Consider the following 22,177-nt stretch of genomic DNA (forward strand, 5'->3'; position numbering starts at 1 on the left):
GTCCAGCCAATGAAGGGCGAACTGAAAACCGCATCGCCGGCAAGCCGCCTCCCACAGGGCCTGCGTCTATCCAGTGAAATTTCTGCGCCTATCGATGCGACGCGGTCTGAATCAGTGGCTCACAGCCGTCTGCGCATCCATCTTCTGGCGCAGGCTCAACGGACGCATGTCGGTCCAGACTTCTTCGATATAGGCCAGGCATTCTTTCTTGAAGCCGCTCTTGCCCACGGTGCGCCAGCCGTTGGGGACGGTTTTGTAATCGGGCCAGATCGAATACTGCTCTTCGTGGTTGACCACTACTTGAAAGACGATGTCTTCCCGATCGAATACTGAAGTCATTGTTGCTCTCCATGAGGGTTCAGCGCCGCCGTGCCAATTCATGGCGGCTATAGGGATTGAACGTCTCGCGACGTCGAAAAATTAAAGCTGAGCGACCGCAGCGTTCAGTGCGCGGCCAAAGATGCTGGCCACTTCATCGATCTGCTCGGCGGTGATCACCAGTGGCGGCAGAAAACGCACCACGCTGCCATGCCGCCCGCCCAGCTCCAGAATCAGCCCGCGCTTGAGGCATTCGCGCTGGATCAGCGGTGCCAGCCGCGCAAACACGGGTGGATGGCCCTGCGCGTCACGTGCGCCAGCGGGGTCAACCAGCTCGACGCCGAGCATCAGGCCGCGCCCGCGGATGTCGCCCAGTTGCGGGAAATCACGCTGCAATTCGCGCAGGTGCGAAACCAGTCGCGCGCCCATCGCCGTGGCGTGCTCGCAGATATTGTGCTCCTTGAGGTAGCGCATCACCGCCGACCCGGTGGCCATGGCCATCTGGTTGCCACGGAAAGTCCCTGCGTGCGCGCCCGGCAGCCAGGTGTCGAGCCACTGGCGATAGACGACGACCGCCAGCGGCAGGCTGCCGCCAATGGCCTTGGACATGACCACGACGTCCGGGATGATCCCGGCGTGCTCGAACGCAAACATCTTGCCGGTACGGGCAAAACCGCTCTGGATTTCGTCGAAGATCAACGCCACGCCCGCTTTCTCGGTGATACGGCGTACGCCGCGCAGCCAGTCCAGGTCGGCCGGAATCACGCCTCCCTCGCCCTGCACCACTTCGACGATAACCGCGGCAGGCAGTTGCACACCGGCTTCAGGGTCGTTGAGCAGGTTTTCCAGATAGTGCAGATTGGCGTTCACACCCTGCACGCCGCCCAATCCGAATGGGCAGCGATAGTCGTAGGGATACGGCAGAAACTGCACGCCCGTGCTGAGCAACGCCCCTAGAGGCTTTTTCGGTCCCAGACTGCCCATCAGGCTCAATGCACCCTGGCTCATGCCGTGGTAACCGCCCTGAAACGACAGCACGGTGCTGCGCCCGGTGGCAGTGCGCACCAGCTTCAATGCCGCTTCCACGGCGTCAGTGCCGGTGGGGCCGCAGAACTGAATCCTGGCTTCGCGGGCCAGCTCTTCCGGCAGCAGACCGAACAGGTCCTGCACGAACTGGTCCTTGACCGGCGTGGTGAGGTCCAGCGTGTGCAGCGGCAGCTCGTCGCTGATGACCTGCTGAATCGCCTCGATCACCACCGGGTGGTTGTGCCCCAGCGCCAGGGTGCCTGCACCCGCCAGGCAATCGATGAAACGCCGCCCCTCGACGTCTTCGACGTGAATACCCTTGGCGCGCTTGAGCACCAGCGGAATACGCCGCGGGTAACTGCGGGCATTGGATTCCTGGCGACTCTGCCGCGCCAGCAAGGGCGACTCGTCGAACTGGTAGAGCGTCTCGACCGGCGCCGGGGCAACCCGTGTCGGCTGATCGTCGATAAACCTGGTAGCGACTGACATCTGTACAACCCTCAATACGCTGTTTGATGAGCGAAACCGTTGAATGGCCCGAGTCGGCCGAGTACCAGGACCCGGCAGACTCAGGCATGTATTCCTTCCATTGAAAACGCGCCAGCGGCCCGCGGATTTACACCCGGTAACGAGTTTTTCTTCCGCAAGGCCGACGCCCCGACGACAGGCTCATCAGAGCCCTTCCAGCTCCGCCATCAGATCGGCCAGCCGGTCGAACTTCTGCTCATCGACCTTCGGTCCGCCCAGACTTTCCAGGTGCTGCGCCAGCGCCTGTACGGTGTTGAACTCGAACATCGCCCGCAACGGCACCGTGCGCTGCAACTGCTTCTGCGCACGTGTCACCACCTGGGTGGCGAGCAATGAGTGCCCGCCCAGCTCGAAGAAGTTGTCGGTGATGCCGACCCGCTCGACCTTCAGCACATCGGCCCAGATCGCTGCCAGTTGCTGCTCCATTTCACTGCGCGGCGCGACGTAATCCTGCTGCGCCAGGCTCACGTCCGGCGCAGGCAGCGCCTTACGGTCCAGCTTGCCGTTCGGGGTCAGCGGCATCTGCTCCAGCAGCACCAGATGCGAGGGCACCATGTAGTCCGGCAGGCTGGCCTTCAACCGGGCTTTCAGGTCATCGCGCAAGGCGTCCGGGTCTTGCACCACGCCATTGGGCACCAGATAGGCGGCAAGCACTTTGCCCAACGGGCCGTCGATGTCCAGCACCACCGACTCGCGAATCCCGGCATGTTCCTGCAAGCGGGTTTCGATCTCTCCCAGTTCGATGCGGTAGCCACGAATCTTGACCTGATGATCGACCCGGCCGACGTACTCCAGCACCCCATCGCTGCGCCGGCGTGCCAGATCGCCGGTGCGATACAGACGCTCGCCCGGCGTACCGAACGGGTTGGGCACGAACACCGGCACGGTACGCCGCGGATCGTCGACATAACCGCGACCGACACCGGTGCCCGCCACGCACAGCTCACCCACCGCACCCAGCGGCACCAGGTTGAGTGCTTCATCCAGCACGTACAAACGGTTGTTGTCGGTGGGCAAGCCGATGGGCAGATACGTGCTTTGTGTGGACGCGGCATCGACCCGGAAGAACGCCACGTCATCCGAGCACTCGGCCGGGCCGTAGGCATTGACCAGCCCGATATCGGGATAGCGTTGCAGCCATTGGCTGGCCAGTTCAGGCGGCATCGCTTCGCCGGTCGGCAGCATCCAGCGCAGGCCATCGAGCGTTGTCTGTTCTTCGGCCAGCAGGCCGGTGATCAGCGACGGCACGCTTTCCAGGACGCTGATGCCCTGTGCCTGCACATGCCTGAGCAGCGCCTGGGGATCGCGAGCGATGTCGTTGGGCACGATATCGACCCGTGCGCCGAACAGCAGCGCCGCGAGGAACTGCCACACCGAAATGTCGAAACTTTGCGAGGCGGTCTGCGCAATCACATCGGTGGCGTCGAGGTTCAGGTAAGGCACCTTGCTCAACTGGTTGTTGAGCATGCCGCGCTGCTCGACCATCACGCCTTTCGGCAGCCCGGTGGAGCCCGAGGTGAAGATCACGTAGGCCAGGTTGTCCGGCGCACTGTAGCGACCGGGGTTGTGCTGCGTCGTCTCATCCCTCTGAACAGCCTCCCAGACCAGCAGGCGCGGGCGACCGGCTTCGGGCAATGCGTCCAGCAACGCCCTGCCCTGATCCACACACTGTTCAGTGCAGACCAGAACCGGCGCAAGGCTCTGGCCGATGATGCCGCTCAGGCGTGAAGTGGGCAGCGCCGGGTCCAGTGGCAGATAACCGGCACCGGCCTTGAAACTGCCGATGATCATGCCGGGCAGCTCAGGCCCGCGTTCGGCCAGCAGCGCGATCGGTTGATCGAAGCCGACCCCGGCCTTGATCAAGGTGTGCCCCAGTCGGTTGGCTGCATCGTTGAGTTCGGCATAGCTGGCGCGATGGTGCAGGCAGCTCACGGCAATGCGCTCAGGATGCTCATCAACCTGCGCCTCGAACAACTCGACATAGCTGCGCTCCAGCGGATAGGCCCGCTCACTCTGGTTGCAGCCCTCGAGCAGGAACGCTTGCTCCTGTTCGCTGAGCAGCGCCAGCTCGGCCATGTCGCCGTGGAAGCCTTCGACCAGCGCCAGCAGCAGGCGCTTGAACTCGCCGAGCATGTTCTGCACGGTCGATTCCTCGAAATAGCGTCGGTCGTAGGACAGGTGCAGGCCCAAGTCGTCGCCGGGGTAGCAGACTGCGGTCAGCGGGTAGTTGGTGTGGGTACGGCCGGAGTCGGAGGTGGCATTCAGGCTTTGTGCGCGGTCCAGCACCGAGACTTCCACCGGCGCGTTCTCGAACACGAACAGGCTGTCGAACAGCGGTTGGCCCTTGGGCAGTTCGCTGTTTTCCTGAATAGTCACCAGTGGCAGGTATTCGTACTCGCGCAACTGCATGTTGCTATCGAGCAACTGGCTCAGCCACTGACGCACGCTGCAACGCTGGTCGTCACCCGGCATGCCGATGCGCAGTGCGATGGTGTTGATGAACAGCCCGACGGTGCGCTGCATCTGCGGCAACTCCACCGGACGGCCCGCCACGGTGACGCCGAACACCACATCGCGATCACCGCTCAGACGCCTCAGGGTCAAGGCCCACGCGGCCTGAGCAAACGTGTTGACGGTCAGTTGGTGCTGCTGCGCCAGTTCGCGCAGCCGCGCGCCATCTGCCACGTCGAGACGGGTATAGCAGTCGCCGACCACCATGCCGCCACTGTCTCCGGCGTGCTCGCGCAGGAACGGACGGTCGCTCGGAATCGGCGTCGGCCGCTCGAAGCCCGCCAGGTTCTGCCGCCACCAGTCACGCGCCTGCGTCAGACCTCGACGCTGCAGCCAACCGATGTAGTCGCGATAGCGTGGCGCGGGGGCCAGTTGCACTTCACGACCCTCGCCCAGCGCGGTGTAGAGGTCGAAGAAATCGTTCATCAGCAACGAGCGGCACCAGGCATCGATGAGGATGTGGTGGTTGCTCATCATGAACCAGTAACGCGCCTCGTCCACGCGAATCAGGCGCAGGTGGAACGGCGGCTGACGCAGCAGATCGAACCCGGTCTCGCGCTCGGACTTGAGCAGCGCCTGCAAGCGTGGCTCCTGCTGGTCGCTGGCCACGTCGCGCCAGTCCAGATAATCAATGGGCGTGCTGCCCGGCTTGTGAATCACCTGCAGCATGGTTTCGCCGATGTCCCAGCAGAACGAGGCACGCAGCGCTTCATGACGGGCGATCACCGCCTGCCAGGCCTGGGCGAAACGTTGCGGGTCCAGCGCGCTGTTGATGCGGTAACGGTCTTGCATGTAATACAGGCCCGTGCCCGGCTCCAGCAGGGTGTGCAGCAGCATGCCCTCTTGCATCGGGGTCAGCGGGTAGACGTCTTCGATGTGGGCGGCAGGAACCGGCAGCGCGTCGAGTTGCGCCTGTTGCAGTTCAGCCAGCGGGAAGTCTGACGGCGTGAGGCCGCCACTGCCTTCCGCCAGGCAATGGGTGATCAAGGCCTGCAACTGGTTCAGATAGTCCCGGGCCAAGGCTTCAATGGCCTCGGGCTGAAAGCGCTCGGCACTGAACGTCCAGCGCAGCACCAGCTCACCGCCATACACCTGACTGTCGATGCTCAGCTCATTAGGCAACGGCGCATGAGGATCGTGGGCCGCGCCAGCTGACGTTTCCAGCGGCCGGAACAATGCATCGCCATCGAAGCTCTGATCGAACTGGCCCAGGTAGTTGAAGGTAATCGGGGCCACGGGCAAGGCCTGCATGGCACTGCGGCTGCTGTCATCGGCGAGGTAGCGCAGCACACCATAACCCAGCCCCTTGTGCGGGACCTGACGCAGTTGTTCCTTGATCGCCTTGATCGACTTGCCTGGTTCTGCGTGATCGAGGACCGGTGTCAGGCGTAACGGATAGGCACTGGTGAACCAGCCCACCGTGCGGGTCAAGTCAATGTCGTCGAACAGGGTTTCGCGGCCGTGGCCTTCGAGTTGAATCAGGGTCGAGGCCTGACCGCTCCAGCGACACACTACTAGCGCCAATGCGGTCAGCAGCAAGTCGTTAACCTGGGTCCGGTAGGCGCTCGGCGCCTGTTGCAGCAGGTGCCGGGTACTACGGGTGTCCAATCGTACGCTGAGGGTTCGGGCGTGACGATTCTGCTGACCGCCCTGCTGGGCATGGCCCGGCAACGCTGCGGTCGGACCGCTGAGCTGGCGCTGCCACCATTGAAGCTCTTCACGCAACGACTCGCTGCCGGCGTAGGCCTGCAGGCGACTCGCCCAGTCCCGAAAGGCACTGGTCTTGGCCGGCAGGCGGACCTGCACGGCTTCATTGAGCTGCCGATACGCCGTCTGCACGTCATCGAGCAACACGCGCCACGACACGCCATCCACCACCAGGTGGTGGATGACCACCAACAGGCGTTGCTGACCTTGCGGCCCATCCACCAGCACGGCACGCAACAGCGGACCGTTCTGCAGATCGAGACTGCGCTGAGCCTGCTCGAACAACTCGACGCACTCGCCCAGGTCCGCCACCTGCGCCTGAACCACCAACGCCTCTTGCGTGTGCGAGGCACGATGCACGGCTGTCCAGCGACCGTCTTGCTCCGCAAATCCCAACCTGAGTGCGTCATGCTGTTCCAGCACGGCGCGCAGCGCGAGTTCCAGCGTTGGTGCATCCAGCCGGGTAACAGGCTCCAGCACCAACGCCTGATTCCAGTGCTGACGCGCCGGAATCGGTGTGTCAAAGAACCAGTGCTGAATCGGCGTGAAGCCCGATTCGCCGGTCACCAGACCCTGTTCGGCCTGGATCAATTCCTGAGTCGTTGCCACCGCTGCGAGGGTATATACGGTCTGATGCTGAAACAGATCACGTGGTGTGAAATAAATACCGGCCTGACGTGCCCGACTGACCACCTGGATGGACAGAATCGAATCGCCGCCCAGCTCGAAGAAGTTGTCGTTGAGCCCCACCTGCGTCACGTTCAGCACCGCGCACCAGATGGCTGCCAGTTGCTGCTCAAGGTCGCTGACCGGCGCCACGTACTGTTGGCGGTTGAGTTCCGGGTCCGGCGCGGGCAAGGCGCGGCGGTCGAGCTTTCCGTTGGCCGTCAGCGGCATGCTGTCCAGCAGAATCAGGTGCGCAGGCACCATGTAGTCCGGCAATTGCGCCTTGAGGTGCGACTTGAGCGATTCGCGCAGATGCGTCTGCTGCTCGTCACCCTGCGCGGCCACTTCGCTGACCACGTAGCCAGCCAATTGCTTGCCGGAGGGCGTGTCCAGCGCCAGCACCACGGCCTCGCGCACACCGTCGTGTTCCAGCAGTCGGGTCTCGATTTCGCCCAGTTCGATGCGAAAGCCACGGATTTTCACCTGATGGTCGATGCGCCCCAGGTACTCGACCAGACCATCGGCGCGCTGGCGCACCAGATCGCCGGTGCGATACAGACGCCCGCCCTGCCCGGCAAACGGATCGGCCACAAAGCGCTCGGCCGTCATGCCCGGACGCTGGTGATAACCCTGCGCCAGACCCGGACCACCGATGTACAACTCGCCACTCGCGCCCTGCGGCACCAGGGCCAGATCGGCATCGAGAATGTAAGCGACCCGCGCTCCGACCACGCGACCGATCGGCACACTGACGTCACCTTCCGGCAACTGCTGCGGGGCCAGACTGGCCAGCGGCATGACCACGGTTTCGGTCGGCCCGTAGGCGTTGAAGAACAGTTCAGGCTGGAACACCGCACGTATGCGATGCAGATGCTCGCCGGTCAGCGCTTCGCCGCCCGTGATGCACATGCGCACCGGCAGGGTCTGGCCCTGGGTCGCCAGCCATTGCGCCAACTGGCTGCCATAGCTGGGCGTGAAACCGAGAATGTTCACCTGCTGATCGCGGATCAGGGCGCAGATGTCTTCCGCGTCCCACTGCCCCTGAGCACGCAACACCACACGTGCGCCGCTGAGCAAAGGCACCAGCAGGCGCTCGGTGGCCGCATCGAAGTTGATCGAATAGAAATGCAGCTCGCAGTCGTCAGGCTGCATGTCGAAGCGGCGGATCACCGCTTGGCAATGCATGGCGATTTCGCCATGAGACACCACCACGCCTTTAGGCTTGCCCGTGGAGCCCGATGTGTAAATCAGGTATGCCTGATGCTGCGGCAGGCTGATGAACGGCAGCTCGCCTTGCGGATAAGCCGTCAGCAGCGGCAGGTCGTCTTCCAGACACCAGCGTGCCACGCCTTCCGGCAACTCGCCGAGGGCGGCAAACAGCGCACGGTCGCTCAACAGCAGCCCGACACCACTGTCGTCGATCATGTACTGCAGGCGTTCCAGCGGATACTCCGGGTCCAGCGGCACGTAAGCGCCACCGGCCTTGAGGATCGCCAACAGGCCGACCACCATTTCCAGCGAGCGCTCCAGCGCCAGGCCCACACGGACCTGCGGCCCGACACCGCGCTCGCGCAGCATCCAGGCCAGTTGATTGGCGCGGCTGTTCAGCTCGGCGTAGCTCAGGGTTTCGCTGGCAAAGGTCAGGGCTGGCGCGTTCGGGCGCAGGCGCGCCTGCTCGGCGAACAGCTCATGAATGCACTGATCCAGACGCTGCTCGCCCGCTTCGACGCTGAGGTTGTCAAGCAATTGCTGACGCTCGGACGCCTGCAACAGCGGCAGTTCGCTGAGGCGTTGCTGTGGATCGGCCAGCAGGGCTTGCAGCAGATTCAGCCAGTGCCCGGCCATTCGGGCGATGCGTGGCTCGTCGAACAGGTCAGTGCTGTAGGTCAGGCAGCAGCCCAGACGATGATCCAGCTCGGTCACTTCCAGGTTGAGGTCGAACTTGGTTGCTCGCGCATCGTTGACCAGATACTCGACCGTCATTCCGGCCAGCTCACGGCTCTGCTGGAATTCCCAGCGCTGCACGTTGCACATCACCTGGAACAGCGGGTTGTAGGCCGCGCTGCGTGGCGGTTGCAGGGCTTCGACCAGATGGTCGAACGGCAAGTCCTGATGCGACTGGCCTTCGATGACGGTATGCCTGACTTGTTCGAACAACTGCGCCACACTCATCTGTCCGTCGAGTTGTACGCGCAGCACCTGGGTATTAAGGAAGGCACCGATCAGACCTTCGCTTTCCGGGCGAATCCGGTTGGCCACCGGTGCGCCGATCCGAAGGTCTGTCTGGCCGCTGTAGCGGTAGAGCAGCACCGCCAGCGTGGCGGTCATGGTCATGAACAGGGTCAGGCCGTTCTGCGCATTGAACGCGCGCACTTTTGCCGCCAGACCGGGCTGCAGATCAAACCGGTACAACTCGCCCTGATGGCTCTGCACCGGTGGACGTGGACGGTCGCCGGGCAGCTCCAGCAACGGATGCTCGTTGCCCAGTTGCGCCGTCCAGTAATCCAGTTGGCGCTGGCGCTCGCCCGCTTCCATCCACTGACGCTGCCAGACACAGTAATCCAGGTACTGGACCGCCAGCGGCTCCAGCGGCGACGGTTTGCCCGCAAGGAACGCCTCGTACAGCAGCCCCAGTTCGCGCGCGAAAATGTCCATCGCCCAGCCTTCAGTGACGATGTGGTGCAGGGTCAGGACGAAGTAGTGCTCCAGTTCTCCGGCCCGGACCAGACAGGCCCGCAGCAGCGGTCCGCTTTCCAGGTCGAAAGGCTGATGCGCTTCGCTGTCGGCCAATGCCTGGAGCCGCTGCTGACGAACCTCGGCAGGCAGCACAGACATGTCCTCCCAACGCATCTGCAGGCCGGTCTGTTGCGAAACTTTCTGGCACGCCACGCCATCGACGCTCGGAAACGTGGTGCGCAGGGTTTCATGGCGCAGGATCAGCGCTTGCAACGCGGCGTCGAAACGCTCGATATCCAGCACGCCGTTCAAGCGCGCCATGCCGCCGACGTTATAGGCCGGGCTGTCCGGCTCCATCTGCCAGAGGAACCACATGCGTTGCTGCGAATAGGACAATGGCACCGGCTGACTGCGGTCGACAGGGGCGATCGGTTGCAAGCTGCCACGCACGCCGGAGGCCTGAATGCGTTCGACCTGCTCGGCGAAAGCGCCCAGCTCACTGGATTCGAACAGCGTGCGCAGCGGCAGGTCGATGTCGCAGGCCTGACGCACGCGCGAGATGATCTGGGTGGCCAGCAAGGAGTGACCGCCCAGCGCGAAGAAGTCGTCACGCAGACCCACACGGGGCACGCTCAGCACCTCGCGCCAGATAGTCGCGATCTGCTTTTGCAGCGCCGACTGCGCTCGACGTGCTCACGGGTCTGCCACTGCGGCTCCGGCAAGGCGCGACGATCCAGCTTGCCGCTCGGGCTCAGAGGCATGCTGTCCAGACGCACCAGCTGCGCAGGGACCATGTAATCCGGCAGCTCCAGCGCCAGAGCAGATTTGATGCGTTCGGCCTGCTCGACTTCGCTTTCGTGTTGCAGCGCGGCGGTGTAATAGCCGATCAGTTGCGGGCCAGCGAGCGTTTCGCGTACCAGCACGGCGGCGTGACCAATACCGGGTTGAGCCAGCAGACGCGCTTCGATTTCCTGAGGCTCGACCCTGAAGCCGCGCAGCTTCACCTGCTGATCGAGACGCCCCAGGTATTCCAGCGCACCATCGGCGGCCCAGCGCACCCGGTCGCCCGTGCGATACAGCCGCTCGCCCGCCTCGCTCAAAGGATCGGCCACAAAACGTTCAGCCGTCAGCGCCGGTCGACCCAGATAGCCACGCGCCAGCCCGATGCCGCCAATGCACAGCTCCCCGGCAACGCCTTGCGGTGCCGGATTGAGTTCACTGTCCAGCACCCGACACAACACGTTACCCAGCGGACGGCCAATCGGTGAGCGTTCACCGTCAGCCCGCTGACACTGCCAGTGGGTCACGTTGATAGCGGTTTCAGTCGGGCCATAGCGGTTGTGCAATTGCACGTTCGGCAGTTGCTCCAGCACCCGGTCGCGCAGCTCGCCAGACAGCGCTTCGCCACCGGAGAACAGCCGACGCAAGCTGCTGCACTGCCGGGTGAGCGGCTCGTCGATGAACAGTTGCAACAGCGGCGGTACGAAATGCAGCGTGGTGACGCCGTAGTCCTTGACCAGCTGCGCAATGCGATGCGGGTCACGGTGTTCGCCGGGACCGGCCAACAGCAGACGGCATCCGGTGATCAGCGGCCAGAAACACTCCCACACCGACACGTCGAAGCTGATCGGGGCTTTCTGCATCAGCACATCGCTGTCATCCAGCGCGTAGGTCGCCTGCATCCATTGCAGGCGCTCGGCCAGCGCCGCGTGGGTGTTGCCGACGCCCTTGGGTTGCCCGGTGGAACCGGAGGTATAGATCACGTAGGCCAGGTTATCGCCGTGCACATGCAGGCCCGGCGCGCTGACCGGCCAGCTTTCCAGATTCAGGGTGTCCATCGCCACGGTGCAAACGCCCTCGGCGCTCGGCAGATCCCCCAGCAGATGGCTCTGAGTCAACAGCAGATCGACGCCGCTGTCAGCAAGCATGTAGGCCAGGCGCTCGGTCGGGTAATCCGGGTCCAGCGGCACGTAGGCGCCACCGGCCTTGATAATCGCCAACAACCCAATCATCAGTTGCGGCGAGCGCTCGGCGGCAATGGCGACCTTGATGTCCGGGCCGACACCCTTGTCGCGCAGGTAATGCGCCAGACGGTTGGCCTGGGCATGCAGGCCGGCGAAATCGAGGCTGCCGCCCTCCCACATCAGCGCGATACGCTCCGGGGTCTGGCGGGCCTGTTGGTTGAGCCGCTCAGGCAACCAGCGGGTCGCCGGTGCACAGGGCGCAGCGCTCCATTGAGCCTGTTGCGCCTGCTCGTCCTCGTCGAGCAATTGCAGATCGCCCAGCGCGATTTGCGGCTGCTGGCTGACCTGAGCCAGCACGCGCATATAGTGCCGGGCCATGCGCAGGATGGTGTCGCGCTCGAACAGCTCGTCAGCGTAGTCGAATGACAAGGTCAGGCGACCGTTCTTGTCTTCCTCGCTGTGCAGTTGCAGGTCGAACTTGGCCTCGCGGCTGTGCCAAGGTAACTCTTCGGCCAACAATCCGGGCAAGCGGCGCAAGGCACTCAGGTCGCGCTGCTGATGATTGAACATGACCTGAAACAGACCGTGCCCGCGGGACTGCGGGAAAGCTTCGACCAACTGATCGAACGGCAGGTCCTGATGGGCCTGGGCATCCAGCGCCGTCTGACGGGTCTGGGCCAGCAGCGCGGAAAATGGCTGGCGTGCATCGAGCTGCGCACGCAGCACCAGCGTGTTGATGAAGAAACCGATCATGCCTTGGGTTTCATGACGCGGACGGTTGGCGCCTGGCACGCCGATGCGAATGTCGGTGTGCCCGCTGTAGCGATGCAGCAGGGTCTGGAAACTGGCCAGCAAAAGCATGAACGGCGTCGCTTGCCAGGCTTGCGCGGTGTTGCGCACGGCGGCACTCAATTCGGCACTCAGGCGCAGGCTGTAGCGGTCAGCACTGTACTGCTGGCGCGACGAGCGCGGATGATCCGTGGTCAGCGCGAGCACTGGCTGTTCGTCGCCCAGTTGCTGCTTCCAGTAATCGAGCTGGCGCGCGGCCTCGCCACGCGCCAGCCAGTCGCGCTGCCACTGGCCATAATCGGCATAACGCAGCGCCAGCGGTGCCAGTTCAACCGACTGCCCTTGAACCGCCGCCGCGTATAGACGCGAGAACTCGTCGATCAGCACATTCAGCGACCAGCCGTCGGCGATGATGTGGTGTAACGTCACCAGCAGTTGATGTTCTTCGTCATCCAGTTGCACCAGCATCACGCGCAGCAGCGGGCCGCTTTGCAGGTCGAACGGCAGGCGCGCCTGCTCTTCGCGAATCGCCCGAGCCCGGGTCTGCCGCTCGTCGCCAGACAGGTCACTGATGTCCACCACCGGTAACTGAAACTCGCCGGCCGGATCTATGCGTTGCAGCGCCGCCCCGTCCTGCTCATAGAAGCGGGTACGCAGCGACTCATGGCGCTCGACGAGACGCTGAAAGCTGTCGCGCACCGCCGTGCGGTCCAGCTCGCCACGCACGTGCAGACCACCGGGGATGGTGTAGGCGCTGCTGTGCGGGTCCAGTTGCCAGACAAACCACAAACGGTTCTGCGCCAGTGACTGCGGTAAATGTTCGTGGCCCGGCAGACGCGTGATGGCCTTCTCGGTGGGCGTATCGCCTTGCCGGGCAGCGATCTGCAGCACTTCGATCTGCGCGACGAAGGCACCCAGCGTCGGTGCCTCGAACAGCAGGCGCAGGCTCAGGTCGAGGCCCAGCACCTCACGCAGCTTCGCCACCACCTGAGTCGCGGCAATCGAGTTGCCGCCCAGCAGGAAGAAGTGGTCATCTGCGCTGATGTGCTCGCGCTGCAACTGCTCGCACCAGACGCTCGACACTTTCGCCAGCAGTTCCGAGCCAGTGGCTTGAACCCGCGCCGGTTGATTCGAGCTGCTGTCAGGAAACACGGCGTAGCTGTCGAGGCTGCCATCGACCAGACGCGTACGGCAGGCGGAGCGTTGCAGTTTGCCGCTGGAGGTCTTGGGCAGCGCGCCCGGATTGAGCAGTACCACGACGCGCGGCGCTTCCTGGAATGCCTCGGCCACGGCCTGGCGAATCACCTTGATCAACGCTTCGGGTGACAGGATTTTCTGTACGCTGCGACTTACCTCTGCCGCAATGCCGATGCCTTCGATGCCCGCCTGGGCGACGGCAAACGCAGCAACACGCCCTTTGCGCACCACATCGACGTCACGTTCGACGACTTTCTCGATGTCCTGCGGATACAGGTTCTGCCCACGCACGATCAGCATGTCTTTCAAGCGGCCGGTGATGTACAGCTCGCCGTGGCGCTGAAAACCCAGGTCGCCTGTGCGCAGCCAGGTCTGGCCGTCATGTTCGACAAACGTCTTCGCCGTCGCTTGCGGGTTGCGCCAGTAGCCATGGGCGATGCTCGGACCCTTGGCCCAGACTTCACCGACGAGGTTTTCGTCCAGTACCTGCAAGGTATTCGGGTCTGCGATCAGCACGCCATGTCCCGGCTGCCCCGTGCCGCAACTCATCACCGGATTGCCCTCGCCCGGCTCCACGATATTGCGGGCCAGCGCTGCCTCGTCCAGGCGCAGGGAAGGAATACCTTTGCCGCGCTTGCCACCGGCCACATAAAGGGTCGCTTCGGCCAGCCCGTAGGACGCCATGAAGCTGTCAGGCGTGAAGCCGCAGCTGGCGAACTTGTCAGCGAACGCATCGAGGCTGTCCTGACGGATCGGCTCGGAACCGGAATACGCAACGCGCCAGCGGCTCAGGTCCAGACGGTCCAGCGCCGAGTCGCTGACCCGTGTGGTGCACAGTTGGTAAGCGAAGTCCGGCCCGCCGCTGATGGTGCCGCCGTACTCGCTGATTGCTTCCAGCCAGCGCAACGGACGCGTCAAAAAATACGCCGGGGCCATCAGCACGCACGGCACGCCACTGAAAATCGGTTGCAGCAGGCCGCCGATCAGCCCCATGTCGTGGTACAGCGGCAGCCAGCTGACGATGACATCGTCAGGGTTGAGGTCGATACCGAAACCGTGGCGAATCAGCAGCTCGTTGGCCACCAGATTGCCGTGGGTCACCTGCACGCCCTTGGGTGAGGCGGTCGAACCGGAGGTGTATTGCAGGAACGCGATATCGTCGCCCTGCAACCGGGGCCCTTGCCAGCCTTCGGCCAGGGCGCTGTCCAGGGTGTCGACACACAGCAGGTGCGGCGCATCGACCGCCGCCAGTTCATCCATCTGCAGCAAAGCCGATTGCAGGTCAGAACCGGTCAGCAGCACACGCGGCTCGGCGTCGGCGATGATCGACAGCAGGCGCTCCTGATGATGACGGCGATTGGATTCAGGTGGGTAAGCGGGCACCGCAATGACGCCGGCATACAGGCAACCGAAGAAAGCCGCCACGTAGTCCGGCCCGCTGTGGAACAGCAGAACGGCGCGATCGCCCGGTGTTGCCTCGCGCTTGAGGGCCGCAGCGATGGTGCGTGCACGCAGGTCCAGATCCCGGTAGGTCAACACCAGACCGCGACTGTTTTCGTCGATGAGAAAACGCAGCGCCAGTTGGTCAGGCGTTTTTGCGGCGCGACGTTGCAGCGCCTGAGCCAGAGTGTCGGGGAGTTCGAACGCGTCCATGATGAGGTTCCTGCTGGGTTCGGCTTGCCAGAGCGGGTCTGGGTGTCAAAAGAAAGCGCGTCGCAGGGTCAGCGACGCGTCGGGCGAGCGGGCGTCAACCGGCTGCGCGGGTCCGGAACCGCGCAGCGCTGTTGCGCCATCGGGTCAGGTGCTGTTCGGCATAACGCCGCAGATGGCGGAGCAATTGAGCCTGTTCATCGATCAGGTAAAAGTGGTGGCCCTCGAACATGTCCAGCGAAAACCCCGTCGCGGCGTCGTCCTGCCAGTCGAGCAGTTCCTCGACGCTGACGCTGTCCTGCTTGCCGCCGAACACATGAACAGGAACATGCAGCGGCTCGCGCTCGCCATAAACAAAGCTGCCGCACAGCAGAAAGTCGGCGCGCAGGATCGGCAGCATCAACTGCATGAGCTCGTCATTGGCGATCACGCTTTCGCTGGTGCCGTTGAGCGTACGTAGCCGGTCGATCAACTGCGCATCCGTCTTGGCAACGGCGTAGTCGCTCACGTCGCGGCGCACCGGCCCTGCCGTGGCCGACGCAAACAGGGCCAGCGGCGCAGGCAGCCCGCGAGCGCGCAAGGCATGCGCCAGCTCGAAGGCCAGCAAGCCACCCAGGCTGTGCCCGAACAGCGCATACGGCGTGTCCAGTTCAGCCGCGATTTCATCGGCCAGACGACCGGCCAGCTGTGCGATATCGGTCTCCAACGGCTCGCCCATGCGCATCCCCCGGCCCGGCAGCTCCAGAGGACGCACGCTCAACCATTCAGGCAGTTTGCGTCGCCACGGGCTGTAGAACATGGCGCTGGCACCGGAATACGGCAGGCAGAACAGCTTCATGGTAACGGTGCTGCTCATATCAGGACCGTCCGTCCACTGGATCCGGTGTAAACGCTGCGATGCGCGCGATGAAAACGCATGGTGTTCTCCTGATGTATTGCGTGGCCGCAATCGGGGGCGAGCCTGTCATCAAGGAGAACGGATGGCCTCAGGAAATAATTAGTCGCATCGGGATGCCTTGCACGACCTGCGAGCGCGTTGATCACCCTCGCCCCGTTTAAGTGCGCTGATGCGCTTTCGCATTTGACAATAATTATCATTAAGACTAATTTATCGCCCCACGTGATGGCGCGACTCACAAAGCCGCCCCCCTTCAATGAATGTGTAGCAAGGTGAATTCCATGACGGAACAAGCGTTCACAAGCAAGTGCGACTCACCCCTACTCCAGGTTTTTGTCGACAACTATCTGCTGCTGGTCAAGATCGCAGCACGCATCGTGGGTTGCCGGTCGCGTGCCGAAGACGTGGTCCAGGACGCATTCTTCAGGCTGCGTTCCGCACCCCAGGCGACCTTGACGTTCAAGGCTCAGCTCAGCTATCTGTTTCAGATCGTGCGCAATCTGGCCATCGATCACTATCGCAAGCAGGCGCTGGAGCAGAAATACACCGGCCCCGAGGCCGAAGGGTTGAATGTGGTGATTCAGGGGGCGTCGCCGGAAACGTCGCACATCAATTTCTCGAGCCTGGAGAAGATCGCCGACGCCCTGTCCGAATTGCCGGCGCGCACGCGCTATGCCTTCGAGATGTACCGGTTGCACGGTGTGCCGCAAAAGGACATTGCCAAGGAATTGGGCGTTTCACCGACGCTGGTCAATTTCATGATTCGCGATGCATTGATCCACTGCCGCAAGGTCAATGGCGTGCGAACCGAGCCCTGAGCGTTTTCAGGACAAAAAAAATCCGGAGCCAGGGCTCCGGATTTTTCGTTTCAGCGCGACAGGTTTTTATCAGCGGCTGACCTGATACTCAGGCTGCACTTCCGGCATGGCCGAAGAGTGGTGGTTGAGGATCTTCCACTCGTTGCCAACACGGTGGTACAGGAAGGTGTACCGCGCCTGGACCTTGCTTTGCTTACCATCGGCAGCCGTCAGGGTGAAGGTGTAGACACCGCTGTCCACGGCTGCATCCGGACCCAGGCGGCGGATTTCCCGGTAGTTGATCTCACCGACCGGCTTGAGGGTCAGGAAGTGATCGAAATAGTCCTTGATCTCGGCCGGGGTGGCCCGCACCTTGTTCGAAACGGTCGGCTGCAGCACCGCATCCTTTGTGTACATGGACAATACCGTCTGCGAGTTACCGGTCTTCAGGGCCTTGTTCCAGCGGTCGAACAGGCCTGCAATTTCCTTGTCGTTCACGTTGCTTGGCTGCTCGGCCACCATACGGTAGGTGTAGCCGCCCGCAGGCTCGGCAGCGGCCTGAACCATGGGGGCACTCACTGCAAGCAACATGGCCAGGGCGGTCAATTTAACTTTCATCGCAACTCTCCTACGGGGTGATCTGTTCAGGGATTCAGTGGTTGCCAATTTGCCGTGTATCCCTGAGTGCGCCATCGGCCGAACGGGGCTATTTATCTATGCCAATCGGCAGATAGGCGCTGAATCACCATCCGCGCTTTAATAGCGTCACTTCTGATGTGCTCGCGCGCGCATCATTTCCCGCTGGAGCTCTACGCATGCAAAGCCCACCTCATGATCCGGCAAGCGCCCTGGCGATCCGTACGCAGTATCGCCAGTCGCAAAGCCGCGCGGCGCGCCTTCGACTGCTGGTGGACACCGGTCAGGAGCTGACCCAGTTGCCGCCCGAAGCCATGCGCAAGCGCGTACTGCAACGGGCCTGCGCTTTCGTGGCCATGGACCACGGCCTGTTGCTGGAATGGAACGCCGACAGCGTGGTGCGTATCACCGCCAGCCATGGCAGCAAGGAACGCCTGAACTCGATGGACAAGGTCGCCGACGCGCTGGCTGTCGGTCCACAGTGGCTGGACCTGTCGGACGCCCTGCTGCCCAGCGTTCTGATGCTGCCGCTGCGCGGTGCCGACGAAGGTGCGTTCGGAACGCTGCTGCTGGCCAACAGCGTAGGGATCAACGCCCCGGACAACGAGGACATCGAGTCACTGCAATTGCTGGCGACGCTGCTGGCCGCGCATCTGGAGAACAATCGGTTGCTCGAGGCGCTGGTCGCGCGCGAGCGGACGATGTCCGAGCTGGTGCATCAGTTGTTCACCGCGCAGGAAGACGAACGCAAGCGCATGGCCTATGACCTGCACGATGGTCTGGCCCAGACGCTCGCTGGTCTGCACCAGCGCCTGCAGGGTTTTGCAGGTCGTTGCCCGGAGCTGCCCGAATCGCTGAACGTTGATCTGCAGGCCATTCTGACCCTGGCCCAGCACTGCGTGGGCGAAGGCCGACAATTGATCAGTGGCCTGCGACCGACCGTACTGGATGATTTTGGCCTGCTTCAGGCGGTCGACAAAGAGGCGGACCGGCTGCGTGAAGGCGGGATTGCCGTGCACTGGAGCGTGCGTTCGATGGCCCGTCTGCCCAGCCACCTGGAGATCGGTCTGTTCCGTATTGCCCAGGAAGGCATAAATAATGTGCTCAAGCATTCAGGCGCCGGTAGCGTAGAACTGGCGCTGGAAGTCACTGACAGTACGGTTTCGCTGTTGCTCGAAGACAATGGCCGGGGTTTTGTGGCCGATCAGAGACCCGACGGCACCGGTATTCAGAAACTGGGGCTGGTCGCGATGCAGGAACGGGCCAGCCTGCTGGGAGGACGCCTGACTTGCGTCAGCCGCCCCGCTTGCGGTACACGACTGCGCGCCACCGTCCCTTTCACTGCTGACAAGGCAACCTCATGACTGACACCCTGCGACTGGTCCTGGCGGACGATCATGAAGTGACCCGCACCGGGTTCGTTTCGCTGCTGGCGGGCCACCCGGAGTTCGAGGTGGTCGGCCAGGCGGCCGACGGCCAGAGGGCTGTCGAACTGTGCGAGACGTTGCAACCGGACATCGCGATCCTCGACATCCGCATGCCTGTGCTCAACGGGCTGGGCGCGGCGCGACTTCTGCAGCAACGCATGCCGAAGCTGAAGGTGGTGATTTTCACCATGGACGACAGCACCGATCATCTGGAGGCCGCCATCAGCGCCGGTGCCGTGGGCTATCTGCTCAAAGACGCCAGCCGCGACGAAGTCATCGCCAGCCTGCAACGCGTGGCACGTGGCGAAGAAGCCCTCAACAGCAGCGTCAGTGCGCGCCTGCTCAGACGCATGACCGAACGCAATACCAGTGGCGCTGCCTTGCCCGAAGCCCTGACGCCCCGTGAGCGGCAGGTCCTCGGGCTGGTCGCGGGAGGTTTCAGCAACCGGGAGATCGGCGAAAAACTCGGCATCACCACCGGCACTGCCAAGGCTCACGTCGAAAAAGTGATCGGCAAGCTGGGCGCGTCCGACCGCACCCAGGCTGCGGTCAGAGGCGTGGCATTGGGCCTGGTCTCTCAGGCACCAGGCGACTGGCGATGAGTGAACTGGCCACCAGCCGTTGGCAGGATCTGCCGTTGCGCGGCAAGGCACTTCTGGCGATTTCCATGCCGCTGGTGGTGCTGATGTCGTCACTGGCCCTGATCTACCATGCCGAACGCCAGACTGCGCAGGCCGAAGAGGATGTGCGCCGTGTGCTGCTGGTCCAGGGCGATATCCAGACTGTGCACACCCAGATCGCCGAAGCGGCCGCCAGCGTGCGCGGCTATCTGCTGACCCGTCAGGCTGACTTCTTGCCCGCCTACCTGAACGCACAGCCTTTGATTGACGCCGCACTGGTGCGCCTGGACGCTAACATTCAGGACGAACAGATGCGCAGATACCTGATGGCGATCGACCCGCTGATCCATGCCAAGGCGGATGGTCTGGCAAAGCTGCAGACGCTCAGTCTTCAGGCACCGGAAACCATCACGCGCATCCTGATCGAGAACAAATACGTCCTGGATCAACTGCGTGAACGAATCAGCATCATGCGCGAGCGCGAAGACACGCTGCTGGCCGAACGTACCGCCGCTGCCGCCGCAACTCGCGAGCGACTGATGTTCTCTACGTTGCTGGCAGCCGCCTGCGGGCTGTTCGGCGCCATTCTGGCCGTGTTGATGCTCTCCAGAGGCATCGTGACCCGGGTTCAGCAAGTACAACGCAACGCGCAGCGGCTTGCGCTTGGCCAGCCCCTGCAGCCGCAACCCCCTGAAAAGGATGAAATCGGTCAGTTGAGCACGCGACTGGTCGAGGCTGGCCAGTTGCTCGCCGAGCGCGAACGCGCCCTGCGTGAAAACGAGGAGCGCTTGCGCCTCATCATCGAAGGTGTGAAGGACTACGGCATTTTCGCGCTGGACAAGCATGGCTACATCACGTCGTGGAACGCTGGTGCCGAGCGCATCAAGGGCTACACCGAGCAGGAAATCATCGGCCAGCACTTTTCGGTTTTCTATCAACCGCAGGAATGCCCGCAGCACCCTGAGATGGCGCTGCATCAAGCCACTGTCGAAGGGCATTACATGGAAGAAGGCTGGCGCTGTCGCAAAGACGGCAGCCGCTTCTGGGCCAGCGTGGTGATCACGGCCCAGTACGACGGTAGCAACGCGTTGCGTGGTTTTTCCAAGATCACCCGTGACATCACCGACCGTCGCGCCGCCGAGATTGCCCTGGGCACCGCCCGCGAAGAAGCCGAACGTGCGAGCCGGGCCAAGAGCGAGTTTCTGTCGCGCATGAGCCACGAATTGCGCACGCCGCTGAATTCGATCCTGGGGTTCGCCCAGTTGCTGGACATGGACTCGCCGGCCAGCCAGCGACCGCAGGTGGGGCATATCCTGCGTGCCGGTCAGCATTTGCTGAAGCTGATCAACGAAGTGCTGGACATCGCCCGGATCGAAGCGGGCCATCTGTCCCTGAGCCCTGAACCGGTGCGCCTTTCAGCTGTTCTGCAAGAAGCACTGGTACTGGTCTCGCCGATGGCGGCCGATGGCACTATCCGGCTGGTCGAACTGCCGCCTTTATCCGATGAACTGGGCGTGGTCGCTGACCGTCAGCGCTTGATCCAGGTGCTGCTGAACCTGCTGTCCAATGCCATCAAGTACAACACGCCTGGCGGACAGGTCCACCTGGAGGTGGAACAGCGGGAAGAGCAAATCGCCGTGACCGTCGTCGACACCGGGCATGGCATCGCCCCTGAGCGTATCGATCAACTGTTCAAACCGTTCGAGCGCCTGGGGGCCGACCCGAATGTCGAAGGGACCGGGCTGGGTCTGGCCCTGAGCAAAAGCATGCTGGAAATGATGCAGGGCCAGCTTCTGGTACAAACCACGCCCGGACAGGGCAGCCGCTTTACCCTGCTGCTGCCTCGGGTACAGGTCCAGGCAACGCCTGCGCCCTTGCCACGACAGACCGACAGGCTGCCAACCCTCAAATCCCCTGCCCGCCCGGACTACCATGGCAAGGTGCTGTGCATCGAAGACAACCTGTCGAGCATGGCCCTGATCGAAACGCTGCTGCAACGCCGGCCAGGCATTCAGTTGCTGTCGAGCATGCAGGGGCAACTGGGCCTGGATCTGGCCAGGCAGCATGCCCCTCAACTGATCCTGCTGGATATGAACCTGCCGGACCTTCAGGGACTGCACGTGCTGCAGCGGCTACGTCGTCTGCCCGCAACCGCTCGCACGCCCATCCTGATGATTACTGCCGATGCCAGCGACACCGTTCAAAGAGCGCTGCAAGAAGCCGGCGCGACCGCTATCCTGACCAAACCCATTCAGGTGCCTGCCTTTCTTGCGTATCTGGATCAATACTTACCGGAGCCGACATGACCGGAGACTTTCGCATCCTGATCATTGATGACCAGCGTCCCAATCTTGAATTGATGGAGCAACTGCTCGCCCGCGAAGGCCTGAACAACGTACTGAGCAGCACCGAACCCTTGCGCACGCTGGACCTGTTCAACAGTTTCGAGCCCGACCTGGTCATACTCGACCTGCACATGCCCGAGTTCGACGGGTTTGCGGTACTGGAGCAGCTAAGCCGACGCATTCCGGCCAATGACTACGTACCGATCATGGTGCTGACTGCCGACGCCACCCGCGACACGCGTCTGCGCGCACTGGCACTGGGCGCACGCGACTTCATCAGCAAGCCGCTGGACGCTCTGGAAACCATGCTGCGTATCTGGAATTTGCTGGAGACTCGTGCGCTGTACAAAACGCTGCGCAAACTGGTGCCGCCAGAACATATCGAATTACTGCGCCAGCCACGCTCACTGGCACAGCAATAA

The 22,177-nt window shown here is 63.0% G+C and carries 9 protein-coding genes and 1 pseudogene; 5 read left to right on the top strand and 5 right to left on the bottom strand.

The window, feature by feature from the left end; translation table 11 throughout:
- Positions 1-111 precede the first annotated feature (111 nt).
- From BUB69_RS23640 to BUB69_RS23655, 4 genes and pseudogenes are all read right to left on the bottom strand, one after another.
- On the bottom strand, positions 112-339 hold the full coding sequence (locus tag BUB69_RS23640; protein WP_073171380.1) for an MbtH family protein: 228 nt from the start codon (positions 337-339) through the stop codon (positions 112-114).
- A gap of 81 nt (positions 340-420) precedes the next feature.
- Positions 421-1,833, bottom strand: coding sequence for an aspartate aminotransferase family protein (locus BUB69_RS23645; protein WP_073171383.1), 1,413 nt, complete (start codon positions 1,831-1,833; stop codon positions 421-423).
- Positions 1,834-2,016: 183 nt separating this feature from the next.
- Positions 2,017-15,035, bottom strand: a pseudogene (locus BUB69_RS23650) (non-ribosomal peptide synthetase).
- A gap of 94 nt (positions 15,036-15,129) precedes the next feature.
- Positions 15,130-15,888: a thioesterase II family protein gene (locus BUB69_RS23655; RefSeq protein ID WP_073171386.1), complete on the bottom strand. Its 759-nt coding sequence runs from the start codon at positions 15,886-15,888 to the stop codon at positions 15,130-15,132.
- Positions 15,889-16,211: 323 nt separating this feature from the next.
- Here BUB69_RS23655 and BUB69_RS23660 point away from each other — a divergent pair, with 323 nt between their 5' ends.
- A complete protein-coding gene (locus BUB69_RS23660) occupies positions 16,212-16,748 on the top strand; it encodes an RNA polymerase factor sigma-70 (protein WP_073171389.1) in 537 nt (178 codons plus the stop codon).
- Between the two features lie 69 nt (positions 16,749-16,817).
- Here BUB69_RS23660 and BUB69_RS23665 read toward each other — a convergent pair whose 3' ends face one another.
- Positions 16,818-17,345, bottom strand: a complete 528-nt coding sequence (locus tag BUB69_RS23665; RefSeq protein ID WP_073171392.1) for an SgcJ/EcaC family oxidoreductase — start codon at positions 17,343-17,345, stop codon at positions 16,818-16,820.
- Between the two features lie 197 nt (positions 17,346-17,542).
- Here BUB69_RS23665 and BUB69_RS23670 point away from each other — a divergent pair, with 197 nt between their 5' ends.
- Genes BUB69_RS23670 through BUB69_RS23685 form a run of 4 tightly spaced genes read left to right on the top strand, consistent with a single transcriptional unit; the run spans position 17,543 to position 22,177 of the window.
- On the top strand, positions 17,543-18,727 hold the full coding sequence (locus tag BUB69_RS23670; protein WP_073171395.1) for a sensor histidine kinase: 1,185 nt from the start codon (positions 17,543-17,545) through the stop codon (positions 18,725-18,727).
- Positions 18,724-19,392: a response regulator gene (locus tag BUB69_RS23675; protein WP_073171398.1), complete on the top strand. Its 669-nt coding sequence runs from the start codon at positions 18,724-18,726 to the stop codon at positions 19,390-19,392. Before BUB69_RS23670 ends, BUB69_RS23675 begins: the two co-directional genes overlap by 4 nt.
- Positions 19,389-21,716 carry an ATP-binding protein gene (locus tag BUB69_RS23680; protein ID WP_073171402.1) on the top strand — a complete coding sequence of 776 codons (2,328 nt, stop codon included), beginning with the start codon at positions 19,389-19,391 and terminating at the stop codon, positions 21,714-21,716. The genes BUB69_RS23675 and BUB69_RS23680 overlap by 4 nt, the downstream gene beginning before the upstream one ends.
- Entirely contained in the window at positions 21,713-22,177 is a 465-nt protein-coding gene (locus tag BUB69_RS23685; RefSeq protein ID WP_073171405.1) for a response regulator, read from the top strand. Before BUB69_RS23680 ends, BUB69_RS23685 begins: the two co-directional genes overlap by 4 nt.

This window comes from Pseudomonas asturiensis, from assembly GCF_900143095.1.
Classification (GTDB): domain Bacteria; phylum Pseudomonadota; class Gammaproteobacteria; order Pseudomonadales; family Pseudomonadaceae; genus Aquipseudomonas; species Aquipseudomonas asturiensis.